This window comes from Pollutimonas sp. M17 (assembly GCF_025836975.1).
In the GTDB taxonomy this organism is placed as follows: Bacteria; Pseudomonadota; Gammaproteobacteria; order Burkholderiales; family Burkholderiaceae_B.
In genome coordinates this window covers 2,108,588-2,125,226 of record NZ_CP107548.1, presented here as the reverse complement: position 1 = coordinate 2,125,226, position 16,639 = coordinate 2,108,588, and the positions used below count along the sequence as shown (strand labels likewise).

Here is a 16,639-nt window from a genome sequence, read left to right as displayed (position 1 = left end):
AATAGGCTCCTTTCCGCGCACCGCTACATTTATTTGAATTGCTTAACGTGACCCTGAATCAAGACTTGGCGTCCGCATCCGATTGGCGCCTTTGCGTGGCGCCAATGATAGACGTCACCGACCGGCATTGCCGCTATTTTCATCGCCTGCTGGCGCCCCGCGCCCGGCTTTACACCGAAATGATCACGACGGGCGCGCTGATGCACGGAAACGTGGCGCGCCATCTGGATTTCGATTCGGCCGAAGAGCCGGTGGCCCTGCAATTGGGCGGCAGCGAACCGCAGGCGCTGGCCGACTCGGCGCGCCTGGGCCGGCAATGGGGCTATAACGAGATCAACCTGAATTGCGGCTGCCCGTCCGAGCGTGTGCAGCGCGGCGCCTTCGGCGCCTGCCTGATGGCTGAGCCGGACCTGGTGGCCGATTGCATCAAGGCCATGCAAGACGCGGTCGACATACCGGTGACCGTCAAGCACAGGCTGGGCCTGGACTACGACGAATCCTACGATTTCGTTCGCGATTTCGTCGGCAAGATCCATGACACGGGTTGCCGCGTATTCGTCGTGCATGCGCGCAACGCGGTGCTCAAGGGCCTGTCGCCCAAGGACAATCGCGAAAAGCCGCCATTGCGCTACGCTGCCGCAGCACGGCTGAAAGCCGATTTCCCGGATTGTGTCTTCGTGCTCAACGGCGGCATTACCGGGACGGATCAGGCCATGGACCTCATGCGGGAGTTCGACGGGGTGATGCTGGGCAGGGCGGCCTGGCACAATCCCGGCGTGCTGGCGGACATCAGCCGCAGGCTGCACCCAGAGCTGCTCTTGCCCGAACCCGCCCAGGTGGTCCATGCCATGGCACGCTACGCCGAGCGCGAAATCGAAAAAGGCGTGCCCTTGCGCATGATTGCGCGTTCGATGCTGGGCTGGATGAGCGGCCGGGCGGGCGCGCGGCACTGGCGCCGCAGCCTGTCGGATCCGGCCTTGCTCAACCGGAACGACGCGCGATTGATCGAGCAGGCCTGGTCCGACCTGGCCTTGCGCAGCGGCGACGCGGCCTAGCGGCGTTAAGAACTGGCGGCTTCTTCGGAGTCGGTGGGCCAGTCGCGGATATAGGCCTTGAGCATGTTGTTCTCGAACTGCTGGGCGGCCACGATGGCCTGCGCCATGTCGTAGAAGGAAATGACGCCCATGAGCGTGGGGCCGTCCATGACGGGCATGTAGCGCGCGTGCTTTTCAAGCATCAGGCGCTGCACTTCTTCGAAGCCGGTGTTGGGCGACACGCTGACGGGGGCGTCGTCCATGATGCTGCGCACGGTGTTGGAGCCGGTCATGCCCTGATTGTCGTGCAGGTGGCGGATGATTTCGCGGAAGGTCAGCATGCCGGCAAGTTCGCCATGGTCCATGATGACCAACGAACCGATGTCCTGTTCGCTCATGGTTTGCAGCGCCTGCAAAATAGGCATGTCGGGTGTGGCAGTGTACAGCGTGTGCCCCTTCACGCGTAGGATTTCACTGACTTTCAGCATGATTCTTCTCCTGGGTGTTTCTATGCTCCGCGATAGGGGTATTTTGCACCATATGGGCGCTTTCCGGTAGTATTTCGCCGCCTCGCGAGCCGGGGTCGTCGAACAGGTCCGCCAGCCGTCGCGGAGCTTGTGTCAAAGAGACGGAAATCGCGTCAAGAAGTAAGGGCTCCATGGCAAGTCCGGGCTGTTCGCGGTCCAGCAGCAGTTCGTCGATGAGCGGGCCTATGGTCGCCTCGCGCTGGTCGCAGGCCAGCACCCACTGGTCGGCGTCGCCGTTCTCGGTGTTGACCGCATAACCCAGCCGCTTGAGCGCCCCGAGCACGCTGGAAAGCTCATCCTGGTGCAGCTGCAGGTGGGCGCACAGAAAGCGCATGCTGCGCCCGGCCGGCAGCGTGCTTTGGGCGTCCCACAATACGCGCAGCACACGCAAGGCATCCACGAAGGGGGCGCCCCGGTAATGCTGCAGGGCCCAGCGCCGCTGGCGCAAGGCGGGCAGTGTCGCCGCCACCGTGGCGCCCAGCAGTATGGCCAGCCAGGACAGGTAGATCCAGAGCAGGAAGATGGGCAGGGTGGCGAAGGCGCCGTAGATGACGGTGTAGGAGGGGAAGCGTGTCAGGTAATAGGCGAAGCCCACGCGCATGATCTCAAGCACGATGGCGGTGCCCAGGCCGCCTATCAGCGCGTCCTTCCACAGCACGCGCCGGTTCGGGACGCCCACGAACAGGGCCGTGAAGCCCAGCCCGGTGGCCAGCAGCGGCACGAAGGACAGGGCGAATCCGACGGCGGTGGGCAGTTCGGCGATATTGCCTATGGACTCGCGCGCCAGGATGGAGGTGGCCCACAGGCTGGCGCCGGTCAGGATGGGGCCCAGGGAAATGATCGCCCAATACACCAGAATGCGTTGCCTGAATGGCCGCTGCCGTTCCACCTGCCAGATGTCGTTGAAGGCTTCGTCTATGGTCATGATCAGCATGACCGAGGTCACGATCAGAAACAAGCTGCCCACGGCCGTCAGCCCCGAGGCTTTGGCGGCGAACTGATTCAGGTAGAGCATGACGTTGTCGGACACCGCCGGCGGCATCAGGCTGCTGGTCAGGAAGTGTTCCAGCGCGACCCGGAACTCGGCAAACAGAGGAAAGGCGGTGAATAGGGACAGCACCACGGCCAGCAGCGGCACGATGGCCAGGACCGTGGTGAAGGTCAGGCTGGAAGCGACCTGGGTGAGTTTCTTTTCGCCGGCGCGCTGCAGCGCGTAGCGGACGATCTTGCCGGCGTTGGACAAGCCCGTTTGCGGGGTTTCGCCCGCTTCCAGCCTGGGCTCCTCGACCGGTGCCGGGCCGGGGCCGGCGGACGGGCCGGAAACCGCGTTTGCCGTGTCGGGACTATCGTTTGTCGTAGGCATGATTACGATAAAAAACCTTTCCGTTCATGGGCGCCCATTAGGCAGCGAGTGCCTCTTTCGGGTCATAATACCAGCATGACTACGCAACTTAATCCCGTACTGCGCCATGGTGCCTCCGTGTCGCTGATCGCGCTCATTGCCTTGTGCCTGCTCTGGGAACTGAAACTGGCTCCTTTGCGCCCCGGCGGCTCCTTGCTGGCCCTGAAGGCCTTGCCCTTGCTGCTGCCTTTGCGCGGCGTGCTCAAGGGGCGTCTGTATACCCTGCAATGGGCGGCCATGCTGATCCTGCTTTATTTCATGGAGGGCGTGGTCCGCGCATGGTCCGATCCGTCGCCCATGTCGGCGGTGATGGGCGGGCTGGAAATCGTTTTTTCGCTGGCGTTCTATCTGTGCGCGGTGTGCTACCTGGGGCCGGCTAAACGGGCCGCCAAGCAGACTGCGGCGCGGGACAAGGCGGGGGCGGCCTCATGAAAGAATCCATCCAGAACGTCAGGGTCGAGAACTCCTTTGCCAACCTTCCTCCGTCTTTCTATACACGCTTGTCGCCGCAGCCGCTGACCGAACCCCGCTTGCTGCATGCCAACCCCGAAGTCGCGGCGCTGCTCGATCTTTCGCCGGCGGCATTGGCCAAGCCCGATTTCCTCGATGTGGTAGCCGGCAACCAGCCGCTGCCGGGCGGCCAGACCCTGGCCGCCGTGTATAGCGGCCACCAGTTCGGGATCTGGGCGGGCCAGCTGGGCGATGGCAGGGCGCATCTGCTGGGCGAGGTCGTCAGTCCTTCAGGGCGCTGGGAGTTGCAGTTGAAGGGATCGGGGCGAACCCCTTACTCGCGCATGGGCGACGGGCGCGCGGTACTGCGTTCCTCCGTCCGCGAGTATCTGGCCAGCGAAGCCATGGCCGGCCTGGGCATTGCAACGACCCGGGCGCTGGCGCTGGTCGTGTCCAACGATCCGGTCTATCGTGAAACCGTCGAGACCGCCGCCATCGTGACGCGGGTTTCGCCCAGCTTCGTGCGTTTCGGCTCGTTCGAGCATTGGTCTTCTTCGCCGGAAAACCTGGGCGCCTTGCTCGACTATGTGGTCGACCGCCACTACCCCGAATGCCGCGACGCCGTCGACGGCGCTCCCGCCACGCAGGCCCGGGTGGCGCTGCGTTTCCTGCGCGCCGTCACCGTCCGCACGGCCCGCCTGCTTGCCGATTGGCAGACCGCGGGCTTTTGCCACGGCGTCATGAATACCGACAATATGTCCATACTTGGACTGACGCTGGATTACGGCCCCTACGGCTTCATGGACGCCTTCCAGGTGGACCATGTGTGCAACCATAGCGACAGCCAGGGGCGCTACGCCTGGAACGCGCAGCCCTCGGTGGCCAACTGGAATCTCTACCGCCTGGCCAGCGCCTTGCTGGGCCTGGGCGTCGAGGCCGATGCGCTGAAAGAGCAGTTGCAGGAGTTCGAGCCCGCCTTCTTGCAGGCCTATCGCAACAACCTTTGTAGAAAGCTGGGCCTTCTGGCCTGGACCGATGGCGACGATGATTTGCTGGACGACTGGTGGCGCCTGCTGCATACGCAAAAGGCCGACTTCACGCTCAGCTTCCGGTCCCTGGCCCAGGCGCCGCTGGACAGCGCTCAGTTTTTCCAGCGTTTTCACGACCGGGACGCGGCCGGCGCATGGCTGGACCGCTATGTGCAACGCCTGGCGCAAGAACAACGGCCGGACCCGGAACGCATCGAGCAGATGAATCGCAGCAATCCCCTGTATGTATTGCGCAATCACCTGGCCGAAGGCGCGATACGGGCCGCCGCGCAAGGCGATGTCGGCGAGATCGACACCTTGCTCAAGCTCTTGCGCGACCCTTATACCGAACAGCCCGGTCATGAGGCCTATGCCGCGGTTCCGCCGGAGTGGGCGGGGCGGCTGGAGGTCAGTTGCTCGTCATGAGACCGGCTGCGCCCCGACGCGGGGCCGGCGGATCATCGGTTCACAATCTTTAATAGAATCATGGCTGCGGACGCGGCAGCGATGCATGCCGCCATCCGGTTTATCGCGTATTCTTTCAATTCAACCTTAAATAAAAACTATGTCCGGCAACACTCTAGGCAAATTATTCTGCGTGACCAACTTCGGCGAATCGCATGGCCCGGCCATAGGCGCCGTGGTGGATGGCTGTCCGCCCGGCCTGGAGCTCTCCGAAGCCGACATCCAGTTCGACCTGGACAGACGCCGGCCCGGGACGTCGCGCCACGTAACCCAGCGCCAGGAGGCCGACCAGGTGGAAATCCTGTCCGGCGTCTATCAGGGAGTGACCACCGGCACGCCGATTGCGCTGCTTATCCGCAACACCGATGCGCGCAGCAAGGACTACAGCAACATCGCCGATACCTTCCGTCCCGGCCACGCCGACTTCACCTACTGGCGCAAGTTCGGCGAACGCGACCCGCGCGGCGGCGGGCGCTCTTCGGCGCGCCTGACCGCGCCCAGTGTGGCGGCGGGCGCCATCGCCAAGAAATGGCTGGCGCAGAATCATGGCATCAAGGTGCGCGGCTACATGAGCCAGCTGGGGCCGATACCCATACCCTTCCAGTCCTGGGACGAGGTTCCGAACAATCCCTTCTATGCGCCCAATGCCGGCATCGTTCCCGAACTCGAAGCCTATATGGATCAACTGCGGCGCGACGGCGATTCCATCGGCGCCCGCATCGAGGTCGTGGCGGAAAACCCGCCGGCGGGCTGGGGCGAACCCCTTTACGATCGCCTGGATGCCGACATCGCGCACGTCATGATGGGCTTGAACGCGGTAAAGGGAGTATCCATAGGCGCGGGCTTCGACTGCATTGCGCAGCGCGGGTCCGAGCACGGCGACGAAATCACGCCCGAGGGCTTCCTGTCCAACCACGCGGGCGGCGTGCTGGGCGGCATCTCGTCGGGCCAGGCCATCACCGTGTCCATCGCCATCAAGCCCACGTCCAGCATCCGCGTCGAGCGCCGTTCCATCAATCGCGCCGGCGAACCCGTTTCGGTGCAGACATTGGGACGGCACGATCCTTGCGTAGGCATACGCGCGACGCCCATCGCCGAGGCTCTGCTGGCCATTGTGCTGATGGATCATGCCTTGCGGCATCGCGCGCAATGCGGGAAATGAATCTAGTCGCCTGAAAGGAGCTTTACTGCCATGAAGAAAAAAACTTCAACCCTACGCGGCATCGCCGCAGCCGGAGCGGCGTCGGCCCTGACCCTGCTGGGCGCCTGCGCAGCGGTTCAAACCACCGATACGGGCACGGTAGGCGTCGAGCGTAAACAATACATGTCCAGCATGGTTTCCGAGGCGGCGCTGGAACAGGAAGCCGCCCAGCAATACAGCAGCCTGATTTCCCAGGCGCGCTCCCAAGGAGCCGTGGACACCAACGCCGCGCAAACCGCGCGCGTCAAAGCCATATCCCAGAAACTGATCAGGCAGGTCGGCGTATTCCGTCCGGACGCGGCCAACTGGAAATGGGAAGTGCACGTCCTCAACTCCGACGACGTCAACGCCTGGTGCATGCCGGGCGGGAAAATCGCCGTCTACACCGGCCTGATCAATCAGGTCAAGCCCACCGACGCCGAGCTGGCGGCGGTCATCGGCCATGAAATGGCGCATGCCCTGCGCGAGCATGCGCGCGAACAGGTGTCCCAGCAGATGGTCACGAACATGGGGCTGTCCGTGCTGTCGGCGGTGACCGGCGCCGGCGCCACGGCCGATCTGGGCAGCGCTTTGAGCGAAGTCATGTTCACCTTGCCCAACAGCCGCACGCACGAGGCCGAGGCCGACCGCATCGGCGTCGAGCTTGCCGCAAGGGCGGGTTACGACCCGCGCGCGGCGGTCACCTTGTGGCAAAAGATGGGCGCGCTCAGCCAGGGCAGCGCGCCGCCGGAATTCCTGTCCACCCATCCCTCGGCATCCAGCCGTTCGGCCGACCTGACCGAGGCGGCAAACAAGGTCATGCCTCTGTACCAGCAGGCAAGCGGCAAGTAAGAAAGTGCGCCCCATCGCCGGCATATCGGCGATGGCCGGCGCCGTCCTTCTACAGCGGTTTATAGGCGGTGACGTCGATCTCGACCTTGGCGTCTATCATCAGGCGCGCCTCGGTCGTGGAACGCGCGGGACGGTGGGTACCGAAGCACTCCATGTATACACGGTTGAAGCTGCCGAAATCGCGGGCATCGGCCAGCCACACATTGGCTTTGCACACATCGTCCAGCGTGCAGCCGGCCAGGGCAAGCGCGCGCGTCAAGTGCTGAAAGACCTGGCGTGTCTGCGTTTCGATGCCGCCCGCGACGACCTCGCCTTGCTCGTTCGTGGGGACCTGGCCCGACACGAATACAAAATCGCCGGCGCGTACGGCGGGCGACAAGGGACGGGCCAATCGGTCCGAACTGGCGGGCGCTTGACCCAATAATTCTATGGTCGGCATGCATTCCTCATTTTATGTAAAAAATTTACAGGAAAACCCTGATATAAAGCCTGTTGACGGTAATGTTGCGGCTATATAGCATCTTATTTGTAATTTTATTACTTAATGGTGCCACTATGCAATTATCCTGTCTTGACGGTAATACGGTGCTTTTCGAAGGCCACGATCCTTTGCGCCGAAAGGTATTGATTGCGGGGGCGCTGGGCGCCTCCGCGGCGGTCCTGGGGGCGAACCAGGCCTTCGCCGCGGGCGGCGGTCAGTCCGCCAGCCTGGCCATGATAGGCGACCCGCAGACCCTGGATCCGATGCTGACCACGGCGGACCTGGTGGGCACCATCATGCAGCATGTCTACGAGCCCTTGTATACCTTCGATGCGAACTGGAACGTGGTTCCCATGCTGGCCTCGTCGATGCCCGCGATTTCGGGCGACGGCAAGGTGGTCGAAATCGAATTGCGCGAACAGCTTCCCTTTCATGACGGTTCCATGCTGACCGCCGACGACGTCATCGCCTCGCTGGATCGTTGGGCCAGGATATCGCCGCGGGGCAAGGCGGTCGCCAAGGAAATTGCGCAGATCGTGAAGGTGTCGCCCGCCAAAATAGCCATACATCTGAACAACCGCTATGCGCCCTTGCTGGCTCAACTGGCATTTCCCTCCGGCATGGCCGCGATCATGCCGAAAAGCACCATTGCCGACCAGATGACCCGCTTCATAGGCACCGGGCCTTACAAGCTGAAAGAGCGGCGTCCGGATCAATACACCATACTGGAGCGCTTCGACTCGTATGCCGCGCGCAGCGAGGAGCCCAGCGGTTTCGGCGGACGGCGCACGGCGGCCATAAAGGAACTGCGTTTTGTGCCCGTGCCCGATTCCAATACGCGTGTGGCCGGAGCGATGGCGGGGCAGTTCGCCTATGCCGACCTGTTGCCGGTGGAGTCCGTGGGGCGCCTGGAGCGTGGCGGGGAGGGTATCGTGCCCATCATTGCCAAGAATTTCGGCTTTGTCTATATGGTGTTCAACACCAAGGAAGGCGTCTTGCAGGACCAGGCCATGCGCCAGGCGGTGCAGACCGCCATCGGGGCGGAGGAGCTGATGGCGGCCGCCTTCGGCGATCCCCGCTTCTTCATTGTCGAGCCCAACTTCTTTCCCAAGGGCACGCCTTATTATTCCGAAGCGGGCGCCGGCCATTACAACAACAACGATCCGAAGAAGGCGGCGGAACTGGCCAGCAAGGCGGGCTACGGCAACAAGCCGATACGCATACTGGCCAGCCGCCAATATGAATTCCACTACAACATCGCCATGGTCCTGGTCGAGCAGTTCAAGCGCGCCGGCTTCACGGCCGACCTGCAGGTCGTGGATTGGGCCACGCTACTGCAGCGCCGCAACGATGCCAAGGTATGGGACATCTACATAACGCACTCCGGCCTGTTTCCCGAGCCCATCCTGTCGCCGCCGCAATTGGGATCCGGCGCGCCGGGCTGGTGGGAATCTCCCGAGAAGGCTGCCACGATCAAGGCCTTCAACGAAGAGGTGGACCTGGCCAAGCGCGGGCCGCTATGGGGCGAGGTGCAGGCCGTGGTGTACGAGCAAGTGCCTTTTGTGGAATTGGGCAAGTTCAACAGCCTGTCGGCGCGCTCCAGCCGCTTGCAGGGCTTCGTGCCCAGCGCCTGGCCGTTTTTCTGGAACACCAAGCTGGCCTGAGGGGCGTCGCCGGAATGCTGTCCGCCATCAAGATACTGCTGGTCCGTTCGCTGGGTGCCTGCGTCGTGCTGCTCATCGTGGCCGTGCTGGTTTTTTTGCTGGTGCACATGGCCTCCGGAGATCCCATAGCGGTGCTGCTGGGCGATCAGGCAACGGCCGCCGATATCGCCCAGGTGCGCGCGCAGTATGGCCTGGACAGGCCTTTGCCCACCCAGTTCCTTCTATGGCTTGGGCAGGTGCTGACCGGCAACCTGGGCACGTCCATCTTTCTTCAGCAGCCGGTGACCCAGGTCTTGCTGGAAAGGGCGGAGCCCACGGTATTGCTGGCCCTGTTTTCCGTTGCGATCGCAAGCTGCATAGGCGTGCCTTGCGGCGCGCTCGCCGCCGTATGGCGGGGCTCGCGCACGGACCAGGTGGTCAGCGCCGTGGCCATGCTGGCGGCCAGCGTGCCCAGTTTCTGGATGGGCCTCATCCTTATCCGCATCTTTGCCGTTCAGCTGGGGTGGTTTCCCGCCTCGGGCTATGGCCCGCCCGAGGCGGACCTGGCGCAGCGCATGATGCACCTGGCCTTGCCTTCGGTGGTGCTGGGCGTGCTGAACTCGGCGCTCATCATCCGCTTCACGCGCGCCTCCATGCTGGACACGCTGGGCGAGGATTACGTGCGCACGGCCAGGGCCAAGGGGCTGTCCGAGACCGTCATCATGGTCAAGCATGTGATGAAGAACGCGCTGATTCCCATCGTCACGGTCATCGGATTGACCATGGCGCTGATGATAGGCGGCACCGTGGTCACCGAAACGGTATTCAATCTGCCGGGAGTGGGCGGACTGGTGGTGCGTGCGGTGCTGCGCCGCGATTACCCTGTGATCCAGGGGACCTTGCTGGTGGTGGCATTCATCTATGTGCTGATCAATTTCTTCATCGATTTTCTATACACGGTAATCGATCCGCGGATTAGATTGCGAAAGTAGGCTGACGATGTCTTCTGTTTCTTCGGACTCCGGCATCAAGCCGCCCCCAAGCCGGTTCAGATACCTGGCCCGCCGCTATTTCTCGCGCCGCATCGTGCTGGCGGCCAGCATAGTCCTGCTTGCCGTCGTCGCGGTATCGGTCGGGATCTCCTGGGTGTCGGGCACCGATCCCAGCGCGGTCTCCATCATGCAGCGCCTGAAGGCTCCGTCGCTGTCGCACTGGGCCGGCACCGACCATCTGGGCCGGGATGTCTTTTTGCGCATGGCCTATGGCGGGCGCTATTCCCTGACCATAGGCCTGGTCACGGCATTGGGCGCCGTGGTCCTGGGAACGATGCTGGGCATGGTGGCGGGCTACTTCCGCCTGGCCGATGCGCCCATCATGCGCGTGGTCGATGCCATGATGGCGTTCCCCGACATTTTGCTGGGCATCGCGCTGGTGGCCATACTGGGGCCCTCGCTGTGGAATGTGGTGCTGGCGCTGGTCATCGTGTATACGCCGCGCGTTGCGCGGGTGGCGCGCGCCTCGACGCTCGTCCTGCGCGACCTGCTGTATGTGGACGCCGCGCGCGCCATCGGCACGCCGACCTGGAAAATTCTGTACATGCATATCCTGCCCGGGCTGATTTCCCCCGTCCTGGTGCAATTGACCTTCATCTTCGCCTACGCCATCCTGGCCGAAGCCGGCCTGTCCTTTCTGGGCGTCGGCGTTCCACCGTCCATACCCACCTGGGGCACCATGATCGTCGGCAGCCTCAACTATTCCGACCAGGCATTCTGGACTATCGTCTTTCCCGGCCTGGCCATCGTCATCACGGCGCTTTCGTTGCAACTCGTGGGCGACGGCATACGCGATTCCCTGGATCCCAAACTGAAGGCGGCGGCATGACGACGGATACGCATCCCGGCACCCGCATACAGGTCGACTCCCTGTCGACTTCCTTCCTGAGCGATCGGGGACGCGTGCAAAGCGTCCACGACGTGTCGTTTTCCATCGCTGCGGGCGCCACGCTGGCGCTGGTCGGCGAATCCGGGTCGGGAAAATCCGTTACCAGCCTGAGCCTGATGGGCCTGCATGCCAAGACTTCGCATCCCCAGGTCGGCGGCGCGGCGCATTTTACGCGGCGCAACGGAGAGCGGGTCAGCCTGCTCGACCTGCCGGAACGCGAGTTCCGCCGCTTGCGCGGCAACGAGATGGCCATGATTTTCCAGGAGCCCATGACCAGCCTCAACCCGCTGCTGACGGTGGGCGAGCAGATTGCCGAGTCGACCCGGCTGCATCTGGGTTATGGCCGCGCGCAAGCCAGGGCGCACGCGCAGCGCATGCTGGACATGGTCGAGATTCCGGCGGCCGCGCGCAGGCTGGGCGAATATCCGCATGAGCTGTCGGGCGGCATGCGCCAGCGCGTGATGATTGCCCTGGCCATGGCCTGTTCCCCCACGCTGCTGATTGCCGATGAGCCGACCACGGCATTGGATGTGACCATACAGGCGCAGATCCTGGCGCTCATCGGGCGGTTGCAGGAGGACACCGGAATGAGCGTATTGTTCATTACCCACAACCTGGGGGTGGTGGCCCAGTACGCGGATAAGGTGGCCGTGATGTATGCCGGCAGGATCGTCGAGTCGGGCAGCGTGGAGCGTGTGTTTGCGCGGCCTGCCCATCCCTATACACAGGCGCTGTTGAATTGCCTGCCGGCCATGGCCAGGAAGTCCGGCCGGAGCGACGGCCGGATCGGCCGGCTCGCCGCGATAGGCGGGCAGGCACCCAGCCCTTACGATATGCCGGCGGGCTGCGCCTTCAGTCCGCGATGCGCCTTGGCCGATGAGTATTGCCGCGCGGCCGCGCCGCCTCTGGACGCGCTGGAGGAGGGCGGCGGCGTGCGCTGTTTCAAACCCATGGGAGTCCGCGCATGAGCAAGGGGCAAGCACTGATCGAACTGCATGGCTTGAGCAAGACGTTCGGTTCATCCGCGGCGCCGATACAGGCGGTCAGCGGAGTGGAGTTTTCGATCCTCAAGGGCGAGACCCTTGGACTGGTGGGCGAGTCGGGATCGGGCAAGACGACCATAGGGCGCATGCTGAGCCGGTTGACGGATCCGAGCGCCGGGCGGATGCTCTACCACGGCGGGCCGGCGCCGGTGGACCTGGCCGCGCTGAGTCAACGCCAGTACCGTCCTTTGCGCGCGCAGATACAGGTCGTGTTCCAGGACCCCTATGCCAGCCTGAATCCCCGCATGCGCGTGCGCCAGATTCTGGCCGAGGCCATGGATGCGCATGGCCTGGCCCGTGGAGCTGCGCGCCTGCCGCGCATCTACGAGCTCTTGCGCCAGGTCGGCTTGAGCGAGGAGCAGGCGGAGCGTTTCCCGCATGAATTCTCCGGCGGACAGCGCCAGCGCATCGGCATTGCGCGGGCGCTCGCGGTGGAGCCGGAGTTCATCATCGCGGATGAGCCCCTCTCGGCGCTGGACGTATCGATACAGGCGCAGGTCATCAATCTTCTGGGCGAGATCAAGGATCGGCTGGGCTTGACCATGCTTTTCATTTCGCACGACCTGGATGTGGTGGAATACCTGTGCGACCGTGTGGTGGTGCTGTACCTGGGCCGCGTGGTGGAGATTGCCCCGACCCATGCGTTGTACGAGCAGCCGCAACATCCCTACACGCAGGCGCTGCTGGCGGCGTCGCCCATTCCGGACCCCCAGGCGCCCAGGCCGGCGCGCCTGCTGGAAGGCGATCTGCCCAGCCCCGCCAACCCGCCATCCGGTTGTGTATTCAGGACGCGCTGCCCGCTGGCCGAAGCCCGTTGCGCCCAGGCCGGCATGGAACTCAGGCAGCACGGCGAAGGCCATTGGCAGGCCTGTTGGCGCAATTATTGAACTCTCTGACGATACAAGGCAAAGCGAGCATGAAGCAAAAGGACTACCTCAATTCCGGCCACAAGGGCTTCCCGCCCGGCGCGGCGCCTTGTCTTGCGGCGGATGTGGCGCAATACGGCTGGAACCTGTTCAACGACGATCTGTCCTACCCCATGGCCGTCATCCGGCGGGCGGAGCTGGAGCACAACCTGGCATGGATGCAGGCCTACGCGAAAGAGCGGGGCGTCTTCATTGCGCCACACGGCAAGACCACCATGTCGCCGCAATTGTTCCGGCGCCAGCTGGACGCGGGCGCCTGGGGGCTCACCTTTGCGACGGTGTTCCAGGTGAACGCCGGCCTGGAGGCGGGCGCGCGGCGCATCATCATCGCCAACCAGGTGGTTTGCGACGCCGACCTGGACGCCTTGCAGCACATGCGGACCCGCGACCCGGATTTGCGCATATGGTTCCTGGTGGATTCGCTGGCTCAGGTGGAGCAGATAGAGTCCTGGGCGCAGCGCCGGAAATCGTCGATGGCATTCGGCTGCCTGCTCGAAGTCGGCATTCCCGGGCAGCGCACGGGTTGCCGGACCGCTGAACAGGCCGTCGAGCTGGCCGGGCGCATCAGGCAGTCCGGTTCGCTGACCCTGGGCGGAATAGAGTGCTATGAAGGCGGTCTGGCCCGTTGCGACAGCGAGCAGGACAGCCGGCAGGTGGGCGCACTGATGGAACGCGTGGGGCGCATTGCACTGGAGTGCGACAGGCTGGCCTTGTTCGAAGACGAAGAGATCATTGTCAGCGCGGGAGGGTCCGCCGTATTCGACCTTGTCGTGCCGGGCCTGAAGCCCTCCCTGTCCAGGCCGGTGGCCGGCATCCTGCGCTCCGGCTGCTATGTGACTCACGATCATGACTTCTATTCCGGGATGTTGCGCAACGTCGAGCGGCGCCAGGGCCTGAGCGCCAGCCTGCTGCCGGCGCTGGAGGTCTGGAGCATGGTGCAGTCGGTGCCCGAGCCGGGCCTGGCGATACTGAGTTGCGGCAAGCGCGATGTGTCCTATGACCTGTCGCTGCCGGTGGTGACCCACTATGTCCCGCAGGGCGGCCGCTCCCGGGCGCTCGCGCCGATGGGCTGGGCCATATCGGCCCTGAACGATCAGCATGCCTACCTGAAGATATCGGAGGGCTCTCCCCATCCCGAAGTCGGAGACAGGGTCATACTGGGTATTTCCCATCCATGCACCACCTTCGACAAATGGACCTGGCTGCCGCTGATCGACGAAGCGGGGAATGTCGTCTCCGCGGTGACCACGCGCTTCTAGGAGACCGTATGGCAACGCTACCCTCATCGCCCGGCCTGCTGCGCCAGTTGCACGAGTCGCTGGAGCATGTGTCGAAGGCGCAGCAGCGTGTTCTGCACGTCATTCTCAAGGATCCCGCCGGCATCGTGAACAGCACGATAGAACAGATCGCCACGGCGGCGCAGGTGTCGATGCCATCGGTCATACGGACTTTCCGGCACTTCGGCTACGGCAGCTTCCGCGATTTCATGGTGGCGCTGGCGCAGGACCTGGCGGTTTCCAACCATCATTTTCATCGCAGCGTCTCCATCGGCGACCCGGCGCCCGACGTGGTGGGGAAAATCGTGCGCAGCGCGATTTCATCCCTGGCGGAACTGGGCCGCCATCTGGATGTCGATGTGCTGGACGATGTCGCCCGCAAGATCGTCGATGCGAGCCGCGTCGATTGCTATTCGGTGGGCGCGACCTCGGCCTTCATGTCCCAGGAGCTGCAAACACGCTTGTTTCGGCTGGGCGTCAATGCCAACGCATTTTCCGACCCGCATCAGCAATTGATTTCAGCCAGTTCACTGGATGAAAAAGGCATCGCCTTCGTCATTTCCCATGTGGGCAGCATGCCTTTCGTGCTGGAAGCCGCCCAGTTGGCCAGAAGCAGGGGCGCCACGGTGGTGGCGCTGACCCAGGCCGGCACGCCCCTGGCCTTGAAGGCCAATCTGACCATCGCGGTGTCGGTGCCGCAGGACGCCGTCATGCGGGTCAGCACCGAAGCCTACCTGGCCCACTTGCTGGTGATCGAAATACTTACGGTGCGCATTGCGCAGAAGCTTGGGCCCGAAGCCATCAAGAAACTGAAGCAGATCAAGCAGGTGCTTGAGCAGCACGGCATAGACAGCGCGCTGCATACGGATATTTATTGAGTTCAAAGGTTGTCATGAGTTTGACGCAAGCGGATGGCGGCAGCGGCCGTATCGATGTACTGCGCAACGGAGTTCTGCACGATGGATCGGCGTCCGACGGGAAGCCGGGCGATGTCTGGATACAAGGCGACAAGCTGCTTGCGGTGCTGCCGCCTGGAGCGGCGCCGCCGGCGCAGGCGGAACCGGGCAATTTCACGGTGCACGATTGCGCCGGCATGGTGGTTGCGCCGGGCTTCATCGACGTCCACACGCACGACGACGCCGCCGTCCTGGATCATCCGGACATGCTGCCCAAGCTGTCCCAGGGCATTACCACGGTCATCACCGGAAATTGCGGCATTTCCCTGGTGCCCATCGTCACGGACGAGCCGGCGGCGCCTCTTTCATTGCTGGGCCGCAGGCAGTTCCGCTTCGAGTCGCTCGCGGCGTATCGCCGGGCCATAGACCAGGCCCGGCCCGGCGTGAACGTGGCCGCCCTGATCGGCCATACCGCTTTGCGCATGCAGGCCATGGCCAGCCTGGACAGCCCGGCCTCCGCCGCCGAGACGCAGGCCATGAGCCGTGTGCTGGACGACGCCATGCGGGCCGGCGCCCTGGGCATGTCCTCGGGCGTGTTCTATCGGCAAGCCTATGCGGCGGACATTCACGAGCTGTCTTCCCTGGTCAAGGTCGTGGCCGCGCACGGCGGCGTCTATGCGACCCACGTGCGGGACGAACTGCGTGGCATTGTCCAGGCCATCGAAGAAGCGGCCCTCACGGCGCGTACGGCCGGCGCGCCGCTGGTGCTTTCCCATCACAAATGCGCCGGGCCGGAGAACTGGGGCCGCACGGCCGAGACGCTGCCGCTGATCGAGCGGCTGGCCCGGGAGCAGCCCATCGCCATGGATGTGTACCCGTATACCGCGGGCTCCACGGTCCTGCGGGAGGATCTGGTCGACGGCGTCATCGATATCCTGATAACCGGCAGCGAAGCGCATCCGGAAATGGTTGGCCGCTATCTCAAGGACATCGCCGCGCTGTGGGGCATCTCGCAGAAGCAGGCTTGCCAGCGCCTGCAGCCGGGCGGCGCCTGCTATTTCCAGATGCGCCAGGACGACGTGGATCGCGTGGTGGCCCATCCGCTGTCCATGATAGGGTCCGATGGCCTGCCGCATGACAGGCATCCGCACCCCCGGCTGTGGGGCGCATTCCCGCGAGTGCTCGACCAATACTGGCGAATCAAGGGAACCTTGCCCTTGGCGCAGGCCATCCATAAAATGACGGGCATGTCGGCAAGGCGCTTCGGTCTTGGCGGGCGCGGCCTGCTCAAGCCCGGGTACTTTGCGGACGTGGTCGTGTTCGACCCGGACAAGGTGCGCGACTTGGCCACTTATGCCGAACCGGCTCAGTTCAGCCAGGGAATCGAACAGGTCTGGGTGAACGGCCGCCTCAGTTTCATCGGTCGGGATAAAGCCATCGCCGCAAGGGCGGGGCGGTTCGTGGAGCGCAGCAATATGAAGGTCGCCAGTTGAA

16 protein-coding genes are annotated in these 16,639 nt (G+C 63.8%); 13 read left to right on the top strand and 3 right to left on the bottom strand.

Annotated elements, in window-relative coordinates:
* Positions 1–104: 104 nt before the first annotated feature.
* Positions 105–1,055: a tRNA dihydrouridine(20/20a) synthase DusA gene (dusA, locus tag OEG81_RS10125; protein ID WP_412034139.1), complete on the top strand. Its 951-nt coding sequence runs from the start codon at positions 105–107 to the stop codon at positions 1,053–1,055.
* Between the two features lie 5 nt (positions 1,056–1,060).
* On the opposite strand, the gene OEG81_RS10120 is transcribed toward dusA, so the two are convergent.
* A complete protein-coding gene (locus OEG81_RS10120; protein WP_264129108.1) occupies positions 1,061–1,522 on the bottom strand; it encodes a CBS domain-containing protein in 462 nt (153 codons plus the stop codon).
* Positions 1,506–2,924, bottom strand: coding sequence for a YihY family inner membrane protein (locus OEG81_RS10115; protein ID WP_264129107.1), 1,419 nt, complete (start codon positions 2,922–2,924; stop codon positions 1,506–1,508). The genes OEG81_RS10120 and OEG81_RS10115 overlap by 17 nt, the downstream gene beginning before the upstream one ends.
* Positions 2,925–2,999: 75 nt before the next feature.
* Between OEG81_RS10115 and OEG81_RS10110 the strand changes: the two genes are divergently transcribed.
* From OEG81_RS10110 to OEG81_RS10095, 4 genes are all read left to right on the top strand, one after another.
* Positions 3,000–3,395 carry a DUF2069 domain-containing protein gene (locus OEG81_RS10110; RefSeq protein ID WP_264129106.1) on the top strand — a complete coding sequence of 132 codons (396 nt, stop codon included), beginning with the start codon at positions 3,000–3,002 and terminating at the stop codon, positions 3,393–3,395.
* Positions 3,392–4,867 carry a protein adenylyltransferase SelO gene (locus OEG81_RS10105; protein ID WP_264129105.1) on the top strand — a complete coding sequence of 492 codons (1,476 nt, stop codon included), beginning with the start codon at positions 3,392–3,394 and terminating at the stop codon, positions 4,865–4,867. The genes OEG81_RS10110 and OEG81_RS10105 overlap by 4 nt, the downstream gene beginning before the upstream one ends.
* A gap of 139 nt (positions 4,868–5,006) precedes the next feature.
* Entirely contained in the window at positions 5,007–6,068 is a 1,062-nt protein-coding gene (gene aroC / locus OEG81_RS10100; protein WP_264129104.1) for a chorismate synthase, read from the top strand.
* 30 nt (positions 6,069–6,098) lie between these two features.
* The gene (locus OEG81_RS10095; RefSeq protein ID WP_264129103.1) at positions 6,099–6,938 is read left to right on the top strand and encodes a M48 family metallopeptidase; all 840 of its coding nucleotides are present in this window, start codon (positions 6,099–6,101) and stop codon (positions 6,936–6,938) included.
* A 49-nt stretch (positions 6,939–6,987) separates the two neighbouring features.
* On the opposite strand, the gene OEG81_RS10090 is transcribed toward OEG81_RS10095, so the two are convergent.
* Entirely contained in the window at positions 6,988–7,377 is a 390-nt protein-coding gene (locus OEG81_RS10090; RefSeq protein ID WP_264129102.1) for a RidA family protein, read from the bottom strand.
* 116 nt (positions 7,378–7,493) lie between these two features.
* On the opposite strand from OEG81_RS10090, the gene OEG81_RS10085 reads away from it, so the two are divergent.
* From OEG81_RS10085 to OEG81_RS10050, 8 genes are read left to right on the top strand one after another with little or no spacing between them, the layout of a single operon-like run.
* Positions 7,494–9,083: an ABC transporter substrate-binding protein gene (locus OEG81_RS10085; protein WP_264129101.1), complete on the top strand. Its 1,590-nt coding sequence runs from the start codon at positions 7,494–7,496 to the stop codon at positions 9,081–9,083.
* Between the two features lie 14 nt (positions 9,084–9,097).
* Complete coding sequence (locus OEG81_RS10080; protein WP_264129100.1) at positions 9,098–10,054, top strand: ABC transporter permease; 957 nt, start codon at positions 9,098–9,100, stop codon at positions 10,052–10,054.
* 7 nt (positions 10,055–10,061) lie between these two features.
* Entirely contained in the window at positions 10,062–10,943 is an 882-nt protein-coding gene (locus tag OEG81_RS10075; RefSeq protein ID WP_264129099.1) for an ABC transporter permease, read from the top strand.
* Positions 10,940–11,971 (top strand): ABC transporter ATP-binding protein, encoded by a 1,032-nt coding sequence (locus tag OEG81_RS10070; protein ID WP_264129098.1) that lies wholly within the window; start codon positions 10,940–10,942, stop codon positions 11,969–11,971. Before OEG81_RS10075 ends, OEG81_RS10070 begins: the two co-directional genes overlap by 4 nt.
* Positions 11,968–12,933, top strand: a complete 966-nt coding sequence (locus OEG81_RS10065; protein WP_264129097.1) for an ABC transporter ATP-binding protein — start codon at positions 11,968–11,970, stop codon at positions 12,931–12,933. The genes OEG81_RS10070 and OEG81_RS10065 overlap by 4 nt, the downstream gene beginning before the upstream one ends.
* A gap of 29 nt (positions 12,934–12,962) precedes the next feature.
* Positions 12,963–14,231 carry an amino acid deaminase gene (locus tag OEG81_RS10060; RefSeq protein WP_264129096.1) on the top strand — a complete coding sequence of 423 codons (1,269 nt, stop codon included), beginning with the start codon at positions 12,963–12,965 and terminating at the stop codon, positions 14,229–14,231.
* Between the two features lie 8 nt (positions 14,232–14,239).
* On the top strand, positions 14,240–15,127 hold the full coding sequence (locus OEG81_RS10055) for a MurR/RpiR family transcriptional regulator (protein WP_264129095.1): 888 nt from the start codon (positions 14,240–14,242) through the stop codon (positions 15,125–15,127).
* 14 nt (positions 15,128–15,141) lie between these two features.
* On the top strand, positions 15,142–16,638 hold the full coding sequence (locus OEG81_RS10050; RefSeq protein ID WP_264129094.1) for an N-acyl-D-amino-acid deacylase family protein: 1,497 nt from the start codon (positions 15,142–15,144) through the stop codon (positions 16,636–16,638).
* Position 16,639 lies beyond the last annotated feature (1 nt).

What these genes read in the sequence shown, in the direction of transcription:
- dusA (WP_412034139.1), top strand. Translation starts at nt 105, where the DNA reads ATGATAGACGTCACCGACCGGCATTGCCGCTATTTTCATCGCCTGCTG.
- OEG81_RS10120 (WP_264129108.1), bottom strand. Translation starts at nt 1,522, where the DNA reads ATGCTGAAAGTCAGTGAAATCCTACGCGTGAAGGGGCACACGCTGTAC.
- OEG81_RS10115 (WP_264129107.1), bottom strand. Translation starts at nt 2,924, where the DNA reads ATGCCTACGACAAACGATAGTCCCGACACGGCAAACGCGGTTTCCGGC.
- OEG81_RS10110 (WP_264129106.1), top strand. Translation starts at nt 3,000, where the DNA reads ATGACTACGCAACTTAATCCCGTACTGCGCCATGGTGCCTCCGTGTCG.
- OEG81_RS10105 (WP_264129105.1), top strand. Translation starts at nt 3,392, where the DNA reads ATGAAAGAATCCATCCAGAACGTCAGGGTCGAGAACTCCTTTGCCAAC.
- aroC (WP_264129104.1), top strand. Translation starts at nt 5,007, where the DNA reads ATGTCCGGCAACACTCTAGGCAAATTATTCTGCGTGACCAACTTCGGC.
- OEG81_RS10095 (WP_264129103.1), top strand. Translation starts at nt 6,099, where the DNA reads ATGAAGAAAAAAACTTCAACCCTACGCGGCATCGCCGCAGCCGGAGCG.
- OEG81_RS10090 (WP_264129102.1), bottom strand. Translation starts at nt 7,377, where the DNA reads ATGCCGACCATAGAATTATTGGGTCAAGCGCCCGCCAGTTCGGACCGA.
- OEG81_RS10085 (WP_264129101.1), top strand. Translation starts at nt 7,494, where the DNA reads ATGCAATTATCCTGTCTTGACGGTAATACGGTGCTTTTCGAAGGCCAC.
- OEG81_RS10080 (WP_264129100.1), top strand. Translation starts at nt 9,098, where the DNA reads ATGCTGTCCGCCATCAAGATACTGCTGGTCCGTTCGCTGGGTGCCTGC.
- OEG81_RS10075 (WP_264129099.1), top strand. Translation starts at nt 10,062, where the DNA reads ATGTCTTCTGTTTCTTCGGACTCCGGCATCAAGCCGCCCCCAAGCCGG.
- OEG81_RS10070 (WP_264129098.1), top strand. Translation starts at nt 10,940, where the DNA reads ATGACGACGGATACGCATCCCGGCACCCGCATACAGGTCGACTCCCTG.
- OEG81_RS10065 (WP_264129097.1), top strand. Translation starts at nt 11,968, where the DNA reads ATGAGCAAGGGGCAAGCACTGATCGAACTGCATGGCTTGAGCAAGACG.
- OEG81_RS10060 (WP_264129096.1), top strand. Translation starts at nt 12,963, where the DNA reads ATGAAGCAAAAGGACTACCTCAATTCCGGCCACAAGGGCTTCCCGCCC.
- OEG81_RS10055 (WP_264129095.1), top strand. Translation starts at nt 14,240, where the DNA reads ATGGCAACGCTACCCTCATCGCCCGGCCTGCTGCGCCAGTTGCACGAG.
- OEG81_RS10050 (WP_264129094.1), top strand. Translation starts at nt 15,142, where the DNA reads ATGAGTTTGACGCAAGCGGATGGCGGCAGCGGCCGTATCGATGTACTG.